Genomic DNA, 14,171 nt, shown 5'->3' on the forward strand with positions numbered 1-14,171 from the left:
GTCGGCGGTGCAGGCAAGTTTTCCGAAATCAGTGCTTGCGATCGCCCTTGTCGCCCTCACCTTGCTTGGCCCATGTTTCGCCTTCTGGCGCTTGTCGGCGGAAAGCGATCGCGAGACGTCGACGCTTTCCTTGAACCTGCCCTTTGCGTCGCGGCGGACATAGCGCTTATTGAATCCGGTTGATATGGCACCGAAGGCTGTTATGTTCCCTCTTTGTTTCGGCGCGAAATTCCAGCTGCCGACGCAATCGCGATTGCTGAAGCCACCATGAACGACACGAGCTCAACCCCGGTCCGAAAAATCATCCATGTAGATATGGATGCCTATTACGCATCGGTCGAGCAGCGCGATAATCCGGAGTTACGCGGCAAGCCGATCGCCGTCGGCGGATCCGCGGCGCGGGGCGTGGTGGCGGCCGCGAGCTATGAGGCCCGCAAATTCGGCGTCCACTCGGCAATGCCGTCGGTGACTGCCAAACGAAAATGTCCGGAGCTGATTTTCGTGCCACCGCGCTTCGACGTCTACAAGGCTGTATCCCAGCAGATCCGTGAGATCTTTGCCGAATATACACCTCTCATCGAGCCGCTGTCGCTCGACGAAGCCTATCTCGACGTGACGCATAATCTCAAGGGCATGGAGATCGCCACCGAGATCGCACTGGAGATCCGCGCCAGGATCAAACAAGTCACTGGCCTCAACGCGTCGGCTGGAATTTCCTACAACAAGTTCCTCGCCAAGATGGCAAGCGACCTCAACAAACCCAATGGCCAAGCCGTCATCACGCCAAAAAACGGGCCGGCCTTCGTTCAACAGCTTCCCGTCAAGAAATTCCATGGCGTCGGACCGGCGACGGCGGAAAAGATGCGTCGGCTCGGTATCGACACCGGCGCCGATCTCAAGGAGAAGACGCTCGAATTCCTGGTCGAACATTTCGGCAAGTCAGGACCCTATTTCTACGGCATTGCCCGCGGCATTGACGAGCGCCAGGTCAAGCCAAACCGAGTGCGGAAATCCGTCGGCGCCGAGGATACGTTTTCGCAGGATCTCCATGCGTACGAGCCGGCCCGCGAAGGACTCCAGCCGTTGATCGAAAAGGTATGGGGTTATTGCGAGGCCAATGGGATCGGCGCCAAGACGGTGACGCTCAAGGTCAAATATGCCGACTTCAACCAGATCAGCCGCAGCAAGACAGTTGTGGCCCCTCTGCCGGCGATCTCTGACCTCGAAGAGATCGTCGGCCTACTGCTGGGGCCGATCTTTCCGCCGCGCAAGGGTATTCGCCTGCTCGGTGTCACCCTGTCCTCTTTGGAACGGCAAGCTTCTGGAAGGGAGCCGCAGTTGCGGTTGGCGCTTTAGACGGCCAGCATCGGCTGGGCAGGCGCGCCCGCGTGGCGCTTGACGCGGAACGTCCCTCCCGGCAGCGGCCGCAGGATTTCGTCTTCCGGGAGAAGACAATCGAGCCATGCCATGCGTTGATCGCGCGTCAGCACCGCCATTTGACGATCGTGGTAGGGCGCAATATCCGCATTCGCATCGATGGTCAGGATGGCATATGCCTCAGGCCAATCCTCAGTCGCCGGGCGCCAGATCCCCGCGAAATAGAACCAGTCGCCATTCGCGAGCGAGAAGCTGAAATTCTTATGACGAAACTCCGACGCCGGCACCAGGCAGCGATGGGTTGGAAACGTCCTTCCTTCAGACCGGACGACATCGACGGCGCGCGGTCCGCCGTCTCGGGGACGCAGCCCCCAAGGCAGTTCCACCATCTCCACATCGCCGTCGTGGCGTCTTATGATGACGCGGCGCTCGTCGAGCGGGGCGTCGGACTGGAAAACGGTCGCTTTCATAATATGGAACATATCAGGAACGACCTCGTTAGACATAGCGGCTGCAGAGATCAGAACAAATACCGCAAATCGCATTCGCCCAACCGACACCAAGACACGCAGTGGCCGTTAAATCGAGCTTACGACGCCATAACGAAATAGACTCCGGGCGGTATCGATGATGGTTTCCTCCTGAGCCCGAGGACGCCATCCCAGCACTCGCATAGCCTTCTCGCTGCTGCTCCTGCGAATGGGCCCGCTTGCTACCTTTTCCATCTCCGGTGTTTGCACCATCGAAGCGAGTTCGCCCAGCTTTTCCCTGAGGGTCTTCGCCATATCGAAGAGCGTGACGACGTCACCGCTCACACCGATGAAGCGCTGTCCCCTAGCCGCCTCCGCCGTCATCGCAAGGATGTGTAGGTCCGCCAGATCACGGACATCTACCATGCCGAAGCTCAAGCCAGGCAGGGGCGGAGCGCCCTGCAGCAGCTGTTTGATGAAAGCGATCGAGGCAGAAATGTCCGGCCCCAGAACCGGCCCGAAAATTCCCACAGGGTTGACGACCGACATTTCGAGAGCGCCCGCCTCCCTGTCGATGAAGTCCCAGGCGGCTCGCTCGGCAAGGACCTTCGATTTGATATAGGGTTGCACGTCCGGCCCGTTCGGGTTGGTCCAATCCTCCTCGTCAAAGACCTTGTCGTAGTTGACGTGACCGTAGCCGATGGCTGCAAAGGAGGAAGTCAGCACGACGCGCTTCACACCGGCATCTCTTGCGGCGCGCAGGACGCGCAAGGTGCCGTCACGGGCCGGAACGATCAGTTCTTCCTCGTTCTCGGGTGCTTGCTGTGGAAATGGCGAAGCCACGTGGAGCACATAGTCGCAACCGGCAACGGCGGCCGGCCAGCCATGGTCATCGGTCAGATCCGCCAAGCTGAAAGAAAGCTCCTTGCCGACCTGCAGGCCAGCATTGCGCACCATTTCTCGAACTTCGGCTTCACGCCCGGCGCTGCGTATTGTCGTACGAACCTCATGGCCTTCCTTCAGAAGCTTTGCAACGACGTGACTGCCGACAAAACCCGAACCACCTGTAACCAATATCTTGCTCATTATGTCGCTCTGATTGTTTGCTTTACCGCAACATCCAGCTGTTATATGAGATTATCAAGTAGGATGGATTTTCGGACCTAGTATGAAGAATCAGACCATTGAGCCGCGTGTCTACGACGAAGACGAATGCGCGGGATGCACTGGCCCGGAGGCGATCGATATCCTGCGCTTCCAGCGCGCCATTCGTGCAATTACCGGCAAGTGGAAGATCGAAATCGTCTGCATCCTGGTCGAAGGGCCGCTCCGGTTCGGCGAATTGCGCCGACGGCTACCGGGGGTGACTCAGCATATGCTGACCGAGCAGCTGCGCGACCTCGCCAACAACGGCATCGTGATCCGCAATGCCTTCGCGGAGATTCCGCCTCGCGTCGAGTACGAGCTATCGCAGGCCGGGATCGACCTGATGCCGATGCTTCGCGAGATGCGTGACTGGATGCTCAAATATGAGCATCAATTGGCGGCGCCCTGACCGACCCCCGGCAAAACGCTAGTGATTGGAGAGTCGCAGCTGACCTTCATTCGCCGAAGGGGGCGTTCAGGACGAGATCCACTACCGAGGGAGCCTTGTAGCCCTGAACGAAACGTTCGCCGAAATCGCGCGCGAAGTTGTCATATGTCGTCTCCGCATTCCGTTCGACGATACAGCAAAAGCACTTCGTCATCTTTTGCTTCATTTCGAGCCTGGGGAACTCCGAAACGATTCTGGCCATGTCGCCAGAGGAAAGAGCGCTGTAGCGCCAACCGATGACATCGAGGCCGATCCCCGCAGTGCAGAGCGCAACCTCCGGCTCCTTGTACAGACCGATCGAAGGCGTCGAGTTGAGAGCGACGCTATCCCAGATCAATTGCGCGCGACGACCATCGACACCGCTTTGTGTCGCAAATGTTCGCGCAAGATCCGCCCCTTCCACCTCGAAACGGCGGGGTCCGGCGAACCTTTCGTTCAACGTAATGTCGTGCAGCAGCGTCCCGACGGCAACGACTTCCGCATCGTGTTCGATGCTATCGATCTGGCCAAGCCGGACCGCGAATAACCAGGAACGGACCACGTGGTTGAACAGATAGGGCTCGCAGTTTTTACGCGCGTAGTCGATCGTCTTGTTTACGAGCGGTGTGTCGGGAACGGACACCCCCGCAAGCATTCGACTGGCAGATTCGGTCATGATCAACTCCGGTGCTTGCTGAATGGGGCCGCCCGCTGGGTGGCGGGCGGCGGCTGCAGATTACTTCTGATCCGGGATGGTCAGCACCTTCTCGTCGGTATTGACGACGAACACCGCCAGCAGTTTCGACGGCTCCTTGTCACTGGCATTTGCACTGACGCCGTGATGGTCGCCCGGCAATTCCGTGAAGCTTTCGCCAGCCTTGAAGGTCCGAACTGGGCCTCCGTTGATCTGGCTCTTCACGGCACCTTCCAGGACCGTCGCATAGATGATCGCCGACTTCGCATGCGTGTGTGCCGGAGAGTAGCCGCCGGGACCGTATTCGACGAGGACGCCCCGAATGCTCTTACCTGGAACATCTGGAAGCGCATGCTCATAGACGAGCGTGACCTTCGCGTTCTTGGCCCCCGGCACGTTGTCGGCAAGTGCCGGAGCGGTGTGAGCGGAAGCCAGGAGCAGCGGGAGAAGATAGTATTTCATGGGATATCCTTGAAGGTTGGAAGCATCAGGTGGATCGGTGGCCGCGCAGCCAGCCTTCGAGCGAGATGCGACCGAGTCTCGCTTCGCCAAGCGGCACCAGCGACGTCTCCACGACCGTGCCGCCGAAATATCGCGCTTCGCGATCACTCACGACCCGCCGGCCGTCGCCGATCGCCTCGAGATAGCGCGCGACGATCCAGTCGAAAGGCGCACGGTCAGGGCCCGCGATGTCGAAGTGCTCGCCCCGCGGCGCGCCAGTAGCGGTTTCTGCTACGATGGCTGCCACATCGTCCGCGGCAATCGGCTGGAACAGACCCTGCGGTAGACGGACGATCCCATCGACGACACTGGCATCGGCGATGGCGCCGAGGAATTCCATGAACTGGGTGGCGCGCACGATGCTGAAGGGGACGCCCGAGCCTTCGACAAGCTTCTCCTGCGCCACCTTGGCCTGGAAATAAGCGTTGTCAGGCATGCGGTCCGTGCCAACGATCGACAGAGCCACATGATGGCGCACACCGGCCGCACGTTCGGCGGCGAGCAGATTACGGCCCGAGGCCTCGAAGAAGGCGAGCACCGCTTGCGGTTCGAATGAGGGTGAGTTGGCAACATCGACCACCACTTCCGCGCCGGCAAGGGCTTCCGAGAGCCCTTCGCCAGTGAGCGTGTTGACGCCGGTGCCAGGCGAGGCGGCGAGCACTTCGTGACCTGCATCGCGCAGCAGGGTGACGGTGCGCGACCCGATTAGTCCGCTACCGCCGATAACGACGATTTTCATGAACATGTCTCCATTGGAATGCGGGCCGAGAGCCGGCGTCCGGGACGCCGGCCTCCACTGACTCAGCCCTTCACGAAGGTCAGGAGATCGGGATTCACCACATCGGCATGGGTCGTGCACATGCCGTGGGGGAACTTCTCGTAGACCTTCAGCGTGCTGTTCTTCAGCAGCTTTGCCGATAGAAGCGCGGAGTCCGCGATCGGCACGATCTGATCGTCGTCACCGTGCATAACCAGCGTGGGTACGGTGATGATCTTCAGGTCTTCCGTGAAATCGGTCTCGGAGAAGACTTTGATCCCGTCATAATGCGCCTTCGCGCCGCCCATCATGCCCTGTCGCCACCAATTGTTGATGACGGCCTGGATCGGCTGCGCGCCGGGCCGGTTATAGCTGTAGAAAGGACCCGACGGCAGATCTATATAGAATTTGGAACGGTTATCGGCCAGCGCCTTACGCAGTCCGTCGAACACCTCGATTGGCAGGCCGCCGGGATTGGCTGCCGTTTTCACCATGATTGGGGGAACCGCACCGATAATGATCAGCTTGGCAACCCTGCCTTGCGGCTGCCCATGCTTGGCCACGTAATGCGTCGCTTCCCCACCACCGGTGGAATGGCCTATATGCACGACATTTCTAAGATCAAGATGCTCGACGATTGCTGCTGCGTCGGCGGCATAATGATCCATGTCATGACCTTCGCTCACCTGTGCCGAGCGCCCATGCCCTCGCCGGTCGTGAGCAACGACGCGATAGCCGTGCTGCAGGAAGAACAGCATCTGCGTGTCCCAGTCGTCTGATGACAGGGGCCACCCGTGGTGGAACATGATGGGCTGGGCGTTCTTCGGACCCCAGTCCTTATAGAAGATCTCAACGCCATCGCGTGTGGTGACAGTGGCCATGCTTTGGTCCCTTTCGAAGGTTGGCCTTTGGGCTGTGTTTGACTGGGCTGCGACCGGCCAGCTTGGAAGCAACGCGAGCGCCGTCACGCCGAGCCCCAGGCCAAGCATCTCGCGACGCCCGCGGTCGGCCGGTTCATATAAGCTTGTGTCTGTCATCAATCGTCCCCGGTTTTCGTTTGTGGCTGAATGGCTGTTGTTCATTCGGCTCGGTGCGACGGGTGGGATGATCTGTTGCTTCACACGTCTGCGTACCCAGAATCCGGCAGTCACCGACGGTCGATTTCTGGTATGCATGCAAACCCCACCAGCAAAATTGAATATTTTATCGAATATGATTTGGTCAGGTTGCCCAAATTCCGGGACAAAGTGCGACTCTAAGAGTCGATCTATTGTTGAACATGGCCGCCCCCGATGCGTTGATCTGCATCCTTAAGTATTTGCCGCAGAGCAGCAAGTAGGATGAATTTCATGACCTAGTCTGAAGAACCAGACCATCGGCAACGTATGCCCGTGGCCTCACCGGTGACATCTCCAAACCAGGTCCTCCGCTGATCGACGGCTCGGTGCTTGTCTTAATCGGCGATACCCAATTGACTTCGTGGCATCGAGGGTATGGCGGCGATGCGCGTTGTAATAATCCTTCGCTCGAGTAATTTGATCTGCATGACGAGACCTCCCTTTACGGACGCGTTAAGCCGCATAAAGCTTCTGGAGATTTTGGCTCCATTCGATCCCCACGTCGCGGGTACGCCGCCTCTGGGCATTGATCTGCCCACCAGCGATATAGACGTCCTCTGCTACGCTCCAGATCCACATGTATTCACCCGAGCCGTTTGGGATGCATATTCCACATGCGATGAATTTTCCGTCCGACAGTGGACCGGTCGAGAAAACCCGATCATCGCCTCGTTTGCCGCCGCTGATTGGACGTTCGAACTATTTGGTCAGCCTCTGCCGGTGCCCGAGCAGCACGGCTGGAAGCATTTTCAGGTGGAGCACCGGCTGCTGAGGATCGGCGGAAGCCGCTTCCACGCGGCAGTAATGCAGCTTCGAGCCGATGGCATGAAAACCGAGCCCGCATTTGCGGCTACACTCGGCATCGAGGCGAGTAATCCATATGAAACGCTGTTTGAGATGGCGGGTTGGTCGGACGAGGCCTTGGCCGCTTTGCTAAGGGAACGTGGATTCTAGACGGCCAGGGCGCTCAATCGGACTATCTCCAGCCATGTGGAGGCGGCCAGACAATCAGGGCGGCTGGCTGAGGCTGTTATTTCCAACTTCCGTACCGGCCCAAATACGTAAGCATCCCACCACAAGCACAGCAGATGACGATTGAGATTTAGAGGCCGCTTGTGGCGATGCTAGCCTCCGAGACTTAAGTGAGACCACAGCTCTTGAACGGAATCGAACCGCAAACCACCTGCGCGAATAGCTATGAGCCTGCTAACGCTTAGCATCTTGGTTCGCCGTGGGCCTAGTTCTCCGGCGTTCCTTCGCGCACGACGGCCCCGACCCCATCGTGGAAATCATCATTGGCGATGTTATCGTGCGGGCAGGCGGGCATGTCGACGAGGCTCATCTGCAGCGCGTTATCCGAGCGGTTCGTTCGGCATGATCCCCGCGGGTGTAAAGGTGTTCCTCGCCAGCCATCCCATCGACTTCCGCAAAGGACCGGACAGCTTGCTGTCGCTGGTGCGCGACGCCGGCAGTGACGTGTTGCGCAGATGTGGTCCGGGAAATTGCTGGGCAGTGCAGTCAGAAACGCGTCTAATGGATTTGCGGAATCCAGATAGCAGATGCGCTATTGGCTCAACCACTAGGATATTGCTAGGCGGCCGCCTTGCCGGATTAACGGCGTGATCGAAGGCGAGTATGTTTTTTTTCAAGCGGAGGCCGACCGTTAGCGAAAAATTGGAAATTTAAATTGAAATCTGAGCAGTAGAAACCTCGTCAATACAGTCCTCAGGAACCTTCGGAACACTTGCGTATACGTGGTTCCAATTGCATATGCCGCGCGCCATATCAGCTTTTGCAGGTCCAGTATCGATGCTCACACTCCGACAAATCGAGGTCATACGAGCCATCATGGTCACCGGCAGCATAGCGGGCGCCGCCAAGCTTCTCAACGTGTCCGCTCCCGGCCTCAGCCGCCTGATGAAATACACGGAAGATTCGCTTGGGATCCGGCTTTTCGACCGGCGAGCCGGCCGTTTTGTTCCCACCTCGCAGGCGCGCAACATTTTCGATCTGCTTGACGTGGTGCACCGGAAGATCGACGATCTGCAATCGGCCGTCGCGGGACTGGGCCGAGGCCAAAGCCAGGAGCTTTGCATCGCCTCCGTGCCGAGCATCGCCAATGTCATGGTCCCGAGGACAGTCGCGAGATTGCGGCAACGTTTTCCGGATCTCGGGCTCGACCTCAACATACTCAAGATTGAAGAGGCTATCGATTACCTGCTTCTCGGCCGCGGCGAACTGGTCGCGATCTCCTCGCGCTTCGACCATCCGCTGATCGAATTCGAGCCGCTGGCGAGCGGCCGGCTCCTATGTATCGTCCCGGAGACGAGCCCACTTGCGATCAAAGACAAGATCACGCCCCAGGAGATGTCCGAATATCCACTCATCGGCATCAATCCCAAGGACCCGTATGGGGCAGTCATGGCGGCGATGTTCACAGACAATCATGTCGATTACCAGATGAACATCAAGGCTCGCTTCGGCACGACGGTCTGCAGCCTCGTCGCAGCCGGGCTGGGGATCGCGATCATCGATGAATTCACCGTGGCGCATGGCGTCGTTCGCGGGTTGAAAAGCATCGAGATCGACGCCGACAGCATCTTTCACACCTTCATTGCCTACCGCAAGGATCTACCCCTTTCCGTCTATGCAGAGGATTTCCGATCGCTTCTTCGCCAGGAGATGAACAGCGTCAGTTCACTCAAATCTCCCGAGAAAAAGACGAAACGGAGGAATAGCCGGAGCTAGCAGGCATGCGGATCTGTCGCGCCCGCACCCTGCATGGACACGCAATCAGGCATTAACATGATGTTATGGAAGCCTGCCAAAATGATACTCGATATGCCGCCCGGGGTTCGCTAGGCTTCAATCGAAATGCGCTGCTTGAGCGCAGGATCGACTGCTTCGGGAGACGGATGACGGGAAGGCCCGTCCCTCCCCTCTCCCGGTGAAACGGACGACACATGACGGGTATCATCCCTTCGGGAAATACGAGGCTCTTTCCGGTTGTTGGCGACCCCATCGCTCAGGTTCGCTCGCCGGCCGCCATTACCGGCTTGCTTGCGGATCGTCAGCAGGACGCCGTCGTTGTCCCGATGCATGTCAACGCCTGCGATCTTTCTCATCTTTTTCGTGCGCTTCATTCGGTGCATAATATTGGAGGCATCCTCGTTACCGTTCCGCATAAGCAAGCCGCATTCACGCTTTGCACGACGGCGAGCGACCGTGCCGTCTTCGTAGAGGCGGCAAATGTCGTGCGCCGGACCAAGGAGGGCTGGCACGGCGACAATACGGACGGGCTTGGTTATCTCGACGGGATAGAAGCCGAGGGATTTTCCGTTGCCGATCGCAAATGCCTGCTGGTCGGCTGTGGCGGCGCCGGCTCGGCAATCGCGGTCGAGATCATGAGGCGTGGCGCCGCGGTGCTTGCCATACACGATATCGACGTTGCGCGGCGCGACACTGTCGTAGCAAAGCTCGAGCAGCAATTCCCGGGTCGTGTGCGCCGTGGCAGCGCCGATCCTACGGGCTATGATCTCGTCGCCAACGCGACGCCTCTCGGCATGCGGCCGCATGATCCCCTGCCGGTCGATGTCTCGAAGCTCGAGTCTTGGCAATTCGTAGCCTGCGTCATCACGAAGCCGGAAATGCCGCCGCTGATCGAAGAAGCCCGCCGGCGTGGATGCCGGACGATGACGGGCGCCGGAATGTTCGACGCGCAAGCCGTTACGCTTGTGGACTTTTTGCTGTCGCGACCGGCGCAACCGGAACTGCACTTGAAAAGTGGCTAGCTTTCGTCTCCTGCTGACGTGAAGCCTGGTGGCGCATGGAGACGGCGCCGTAAAAAACCAGTCTATTTTTAACTGGGAGGACTACATGTACCGAAAGGAACTCATTGCAATTTCGGCCGCGCTGCTGGCCGGTCTCGGCGTGGCTCATGCCGAAGACACGGTGAAGCTCGGCATGGTGGCCGAACTGTCCGGCGCCGGCGCACCCTCGGGAACGAACTGGCGTGACGGCATCAAGATCGCGGTAGAGGAAATCAATGCCGAGGGCGGGATTCTCGGCAAGAAGATCGAACTTGGCGAATACGACACTCAGACGGATCCGCAGGTTTCGCGCGCCCTCGTTCAGAAGGCGATCGACGAAGAGGCGTATGCGATCCTCGGCACGATCTATTCGGGCTCGACAATGGTCAACATGCTCGTCGCCCAGCAGAACAGCATCCCGCAATTCGTCGGATCGGAATCTCCGAGCATCGTGCAGAAAGGCAATCCCTTCGTCTTCCGCACCTCGTCGGGCTCGCAGAAAGGCATCCCCGCGCTGGTGAGCTATTTTACCGATACGCTCAAGGCCAAAAAAGTCGGCATCGCCTGGGTGAACAACGAATTCGGCAAAGGCGGCCACGATGTTTTCGCCGCAGAAATGAAGAAGGCCGGGATCGACGTTATCGCCGATGTTTCTTCCGAACAGGGGCAAGCCGACTATGCAGCCGACGTCGCTAAACTCAAGGAAGCCAATCCCGACGCGGTCTTCGTTTACATGAACCAGGAAGAATCGGCCCGGTTCCTGATCGAAGCCAGGAAACAGACCCTGCCCATGCCGCTCCTGGGAGAGGTCACGCTTACCGAAGCCAAGGTCGTCGAGCTTGCTGGCCCTGCCGCCGATGGCGCCATCGCCCATGTCGGCCTGACAGCAGCGGCAACGGATGTTCCCGGTATCGGCGCTTTCGATAAGAAATTCGAAGAGACATACAAGCGCAAGCCGACACATGACGCCATCAAGGGCTATATCGGCGCCTGGACGACGAAATACGTCACCGAGATGGTCGGCGAATTCGACGGCGAAGCCTTCTCCGAGAAAATGCATGGGTTGTGCCTGAAGGCCGCGGACTATCCGAAGATCCTTCTCGACACCTGCTGGGACGAGCATGGTGAAATGTCGCGTCCGAGCTTCATGGTCCAGGTGAAGAATGGCTCGCCGGTTGTGATCGGAACCGTTCCGGCCAACTGATCGATCCCCGACACAGCCGCGGCCGCTTCCGCCGCCGCGGCCCTTCGAGAGAATGGCACGATGTCTCAATTCCTACAGGTCTTACTGTCCGGTCTGGCGACCGGCTCCATTTATGCGCTCGTCGCGATCGGTTTCACGCTGGTATGGCAGGCGGCGCAGACGGTGAATTTCGCCCAGGGCGAATTCGTCATGCTGCCGGCATTCTTCGTACTCGCCTGCATGAGCATTCTCGGCATGCCGTTTTGGGCTGCCCTGCTCGCCGGGCTCATCTTGTCGATTATCATTCTCGGCGTCCTTTTCAAGAAGCTGATGGTAGAGCCCATACTTCCGCACGGCGGGATCACCCTGATCATTGCGACCATGGCGCTCGGAATTCTCTTGAAGGAGAGCGTCAAGGAATTCTACTCGGCCGAAGCCCAGCCGTTTCCCGCCATGTTCCCGAACGATCCGATCAACGTGTTCGGCGCCGTTCTGTCGATGCAGGATGTTTTCAACCTCGTGCTTTGTCTCGGCATCGTCGTCCTCTTGACCCTGTTCCTGAATCGCACGCGTACCGGGCGCTCCATGCAGGCGACCGCACAGAATCCCGCAGTCGCGGAAATCCTCGGCGTCAACGTCAAGCGCATGGTCCTCTATACTTTCCTGATCAACGCAGCACTCGCAGCACTGGCATCCTATCTCATCACGCCTGTCTATCTCGCCAAGTTTTCGAACGGCGAGACGCTCGGCCTGATCGCCTTCATCGCGGCAATCGTCGGCGGCTTCAACCAGATAAGGGGCGCGCTGGTCGGCGGCCTGCTGATCGGCGTTCTCGACAACCTGACCGCAGCCTATGTCACGGCGGAATATCGTGCCGCCCTGCCCCTCCTCCTCCTGATCGTCATCATCCTCGTCAGGCCGCAGGGCATCATGGGAACATCCGAAGGAAGGGCCGTCTGATGATGAGAAGCTCCAAAATGCGTGTCGCGATCATCCTGGCGCTTCTTGCGCTGGCGATCGTCGCTCCCATCGGCCAGAAGAACTACATCATCTACGTTCTGACCTCCTGGCTCATTTTTACGATCGCCGCCATGGGATTGAACCTGACGCTCGGCTATGCCGGCCAGATTTCGCTGGCGCAGGCTTCGTTCATGGCGATCGGTGCTTACATAACCGCGCTGCTGACACTCGCCGGCTGGCATTGGGTCATGGCCATGCCGCTGGCGCTGCTGGCATGTTTCGTCGTGGGTCTGCTCCTCGGCTATCCGGCGTTGCGCGTCAAAGGCCATTTTCTCGCCTTCGTGACGCTTGCCTTCAATACGCTCGTCTTCCTCGTGCTCAGGAACGAGGATTGGCTGACCGGCGGCAGCATCGGGCTCGTCGGCATGCCTCGCCCGGATTTCGGTCTGTTCTCGACGATGAAACAGCTGCCTTTCTACTATTTCACGCTCACCGTCACGGTCCTCGCGGCACTCGTCATGTGGGGGATCGTGCGCTCGCCGTGGGGACGCGCGTTCAAGGCCTTGCGTGAAAATCCGGTCCGCGCCGAGAGCCTCGGCGTCGATACGCGGCGCATCACCCTTCTCGCCTTTGCCATCGGCTCCGCATATGGCGGGCTGGCCGGCACGCTGATCACGCCTCTCGTTCAATTCATCGAGCCCGGGTCCTTCGCGCTCGCCCATTCCCTTCGCATTCTGCTGATGGTGATCGTCGGCGGTGCGGGATACTTCATCGGGCCATTGGTCGGAGCAGGTGTCGTCATTCTGCTGCCTGAGGTCCTGCGCTTTACCGAAGGATATTATCTCATCATCTATTCGGCGCTGGTCATCGTCATGCTGATCTTCGTGCCGTCGGGACTGATCGGCGTCGGCTCCAGAATCCGTGACAAATTCCGGCCGAAGCAGCAGGTCCGCGCAGACATGGCGCAAGGAGCCAGCCTGAAATGAACGCGCCCATCCTCTCCATCCGCAACATCGGCAAGAGTTTCGGCGGCATCCGCGCCGTCGACGGTGTTTCCTTCGAGGTCAGCAAAGGTGAGATCCTCGGCCTGATCGGTCCCAACGGGTCGGGCAAGTCGACGCTCTTCAACTGCATCCTCGGCCAGTTGACCCCGGAAACGGGCGAAGTGACGGTCAACGGTAAAAACGTCTCCGGCATGCGCGCCTCCGATCTCAACAAGCTCGGCGTCGGACGAACCTTTCAGCAGCTTTCGGTCTTTCCGAAGATGTCGGTGCTCGACAACATCATCCTCGCCGGCCAGGAGCATCACGGTACGATGCTCTCGCGTCTCTTCGGCCCCGGCGATGCCGGCTTGACGGCAGAGGCGGAGCGCCTGATCGCGTTCTTTCGCCTCGGGCATCTGCGCGACACGCTGGCGGGCTCCCTTTCCTATGGCCAACAGAAGCTGGTGGATGCGGCGATGGCGTTCATGGCCGGCCCCGGCCTCGTCTTGCTCGACGAACCGGCTGGCGGTGTCAACCTGACGATGCTCGCCAACCTCAAGGACCGGCTCATCGCCTACAATGCCGAGCACGGCACGACCTTCGTCGTCATCGAACACAATATGGAGTTCGTGATGAGCCTGTGCTCCCGCATCATCGTCCTTGCGGAAGGCCGCATCATCGCCGAAGGCACGCCGGAGGAAATCCGGTCGAACCAGACCGTTATTGATGCCTATCTCGGAGGCTGA

At 59.1% G+C, this 14,171-nt stretch carries 15 protein-coding genes; 9 read left to right on the plus strand and 6 right to left on the minus strand.

Annotation, left to right across the window (positions count from 1 at the left end; genetic code table 11):
- The first annotated feature begins 267 nt into the window (after positions 1–267).
- Entirely contained in the window at positions 268–1,356 is a 1,089-nt protein-coding gene (gene dinB / locus NXC14_RS31430) for a DNA polymerase IV (RefSeq protein WP_085781884.1), read from the plus strand.
- Here the strand turns inward: dinB and NXC14_RS31435 are convergent.
- Both NXC14_RS31435 and NXC14_RS31440 read right to left on the minus strand, forming a co-directional pair.
- A complete protein-coding gene (locus tag NXC14_RS31435; protein WP_198175601.1) occupies positions 1,353–1,850 on the minus strand; it encodes an SOS response-associated peptidase in 498 nt (165 codons plus the stop codon). The two genes, dinB and NXC14_RS31435, sit on opposite strands and share 4 nt — an antisense overlap.
- Before the next feature lie 105 nt (positions 1,851–1,955).
- A complete protein-coding gene (locus NXC14_RS31440) occupies positions 1,956–2,933 on the minus strand; it encodes an aldehyde reductase (protein WP_085781885.1) in 978 nt (325 codons plus the stop codon).
- Positions 2,934–3,015: 82 nt separating this feature from the next.
- Here NXC14_RS31440 and NXC14_RS31445 point away from each other — a divergent pair, with 82 nt between their 5' ends.
- Positions 3,016–3,402, plus strand: coding sequence for a helix-turn-helix domain-containing protein (locus NXC14_RS31445; protein ID WP_085781886.1), 387 nt, complete (start codon positions 3,016–3,018; stop codon positions 3,400–3,402).
- A 46-nt stretch (positions 3,403–3,448) separates the two neighbouring features.
- Here NXC14_RS31445 and NXC14_RS31450 read toward each other — a convergent pair whose 3' ends face one another.
- The 4 genes from NXC14_RS31450 to NXC14_RS31465 form a co-directional block, all read right to left on the minus strand.
- Positions 3,449–4,096, minus strand: a complete 648-nt coding sequence (locus NXC14_RS31450) for a hypothetical protein (protein WP_085781887.1) — start codon at positions 4,094–4,096, stop codon at positions 3,449–3,451.
- A gap of 60 nt (positions 4,097–4,156) precedes the next feature.
- Complete coding sequence (locus tag NXC14_RS31455) at positions 4,157–4,576, minus strand: cupin domain-containing protein (protein WP_085781888.1); 420 nt, start codon at positions 4,574–4,576, stop codon at positions 4,157–4,159.
- 25 nt (positions 4,577–4,601) lie between these two features.
- The gene (locus tag NXC14_RS31460) at positions 4,602–5,354 is read right to left on the minus strand and encodes an SDR family oxidoreductase (protein ID WP_085782081.1); all 753 of its coding nucleotides are present in this window, start codon (positions 5,352–5,354) and stop codon (positions 4,602–4,604) included.
- A 62-nt stretch (positions 5,355–5,416) separates the two neighbouring features.
- Positions 5,417–6,253: an alpha/beta hydrolase gene (locus NXC14_RS31465; RefSeq protein ID WP_085782082.1), complete on the minus strand. Its 837-nt coding sequence runs from the start codon at positions 6,251–6,253 to the stop codon at positions 5,417–5,419.
- Between the two features lie 612 nt (positions 6,254–6,865).
- Between NXC14_RS31465 and NXC14_RS31470 the strand changes: the two genes are divergently transcribed.
- The 7 genes from NXC14_RS31470 to NXC14_RS31500 all read left to right on the plus strand — a co-directional run bounded on the left by NXC14_RS31470 (position 6,866) and on the right by NXC14_RS31500 (position 14,171).
- The gene (locus NXC14_RS31470) at positions 6,866–7,444 is read left to right on the plus strand and encodes a DUF4269 domain-containing protein (RefSeq protein WP_245362240.1); all 579 of its coding nucleotides are present in this window, start codon (positions 6,866–6,868) and stop codon (positions 7,442–7,444) included.
- An 855-nt stretch (positions 7,445–8,299) separates the two neighbouring features.
- Positions 8,300–9,238: a LysR family transcriptional regulator gene (locus NXC14_RS31475; protein WP_085781889.1), complete on the plus strand. Its 939-nt coding sequence runs from the start codon at positions 8,300–8,302 to the stop codon at positions 9,236–9,238.
- A 215-nt stretch (positions 9,239–9,453) separates the two neighbouring features.
- Entirely contained in the window at positions 9,454–10,281 is an 828-nt protein-coding gene (locus tag NXC14_RS31480) for a shikimate dehydrogenase (RefSeq protein ID WP_085781890.1), read from the plus strand.
- A gap of 85 nt (positions 10,282–10,366) precedes the next feature.
- Positions 10,367–11,503, plus strand: coding sequence for an ABC transporter substrate-binding protein (locus NXC14_RS31485; protein WP_085781891.1), 1,137 nt, complete (start codon positions 10,367–10,369; stop codon positions 11,501–11,503).
- Between the two features lie 60 nt (positions 11,504–11,563).
- Positions 11,564–12,442 (plus strand): branched-chain amino acid ABC transporter permease, encoded by an 879-nt coding sequence (locus NXC14_RS31490; RefSeq protein ID WP_085781892.1) that lies wholly within the window; start codon positions 11,564–11,566, stop codon positions 12,440–12,442.
- A gap of 2 nt (positions 12,443–12,444) precedes the next feature.
- A complete protein-coding gene (locus NXC14_RS31495; protein ID WP_085782084.1) occupies positions 12,445–13,428 on the plus strand; it encodes a branched-chain amino acid ABC transporter permease in 984 nt (327 codons plus the stop codon).
- The gene (locus tag NXC14_RS31500; protein WP_085781893.1) at positions 13,425–14,171 is read left to right on the plus strand and encodes an ABC transporter ATP-binding protein; all 747 of its coding nucleotides are present in this window, start codon (positions 13,425–13,427) and stop codon (positions 14,169–14,171) included. The genes NXC14_RS31495 and NXC14_RS31500 overlap by 4 nt, the downstream gene beginning before the upstream one ends.

Source organism: Rhizobium sp. NXC14, from assembly GCF_002117485.1.
Classification (GTDB): domain Bacteria; phylum Pseudomonadota; class Alphaproteobacteria; order Rhizobiales; family Rhizobiaceae; genus Rhizobium.

Coding starts and splice junctions, on each gene's coding strand:
- dinB (WP_085781884.1), top strand. CDS start 268: ATGAACGACACGAGCTCAACCCCGGTCCGAAAAATCATCCATGTAGAT.
- NXC14_RS31440 (WP_085781885.1), bottom strand. CDS start 2,933: ATGAGCAAGATATTGGTTACAGGTGGTTCGGGTTTTGTCGGCAGTCAC.
- NXC14_RS31445 (WP_085781886.1), top strand. CDS start 3,016: ATGAAGAATCAGACCATTGAGCCGCGTGTCTACGACGAAGACGAATGC.
- NXC14_RS31450 (WP_085781887.1), bottom strand. CDS start 4,096: ATGACCGAATCTGCCAGTCGAATGCTTGCGGGGGTGTCCGTTCCCGAC.
- NXC14_RS31455 (WP_085781888.1), bottom strand. CDS start 4,576: ATGAAATACTATCTTCTCCCGCTGCTCCTGGCTTCCGCTCACACCGCT.
- NXC14_RS31460 (WP_085782081.1), bottom strand. CDS start 5,354: ATGAAAATCGTCGTTATCGGCGGTAGCGGACTAATCGGGTCGCGCACC.
- NXC14_RS31465 (WP_085782082.1), bottom strand. CDS start 6,253: ATGGCCACTGTCACCACACGCGATGGCGTTGAGATCTTCTATAAGGAC.
- NXC14_RS31470 (WP_245362240.1), top strand. CDS start 6,866: ATGGCGGCGATGCGCGTTGTAATAATCCTTCGCTCGAGTAATTTGATC.
- NXC14_RS31475 (WP_085781889.1), top strand. CDS start 8,300: ATGCTCACACTCCGACAAATCGAGGTCATACGAGCCATCATGGTCACC.
- NXC14_RS31480 (WP_085781890.1), top strand. CDS start 9,454: ATGACGGGTATCATCCCTTCGGGAAATACGAGGCTCTTTCCGGTTGTT.
- NXC14_RS31485 (WP_085781891.1), top strand. CDS start 10,367: ATGTACCGAAAGGAACTCATTGCAATTTCGGCCGCGCTGCTGGCCGGT.
- NXC14_RS31490 (WP_085781892.1), top strand. CDS start 11,564: ATGTCTCAATTCCTACAGGTCTTACTGTCCGGTCTGGCGACCGGCTCC.
- NXC14_RS31495 (WP_085782084.1), top strand. CDS start 12,445: ATGAGAAGCTCCAAAATGCGTGTCGCGATCATCCTGGCGCTTCTTGCG.
- NXC14_RS31500 (WP_085781893.1), top strand. CDS start 13,425: ATGAACGCGCCCATCCTCTCCATCCGCAACATCGGCAAGAGTTTCGGC.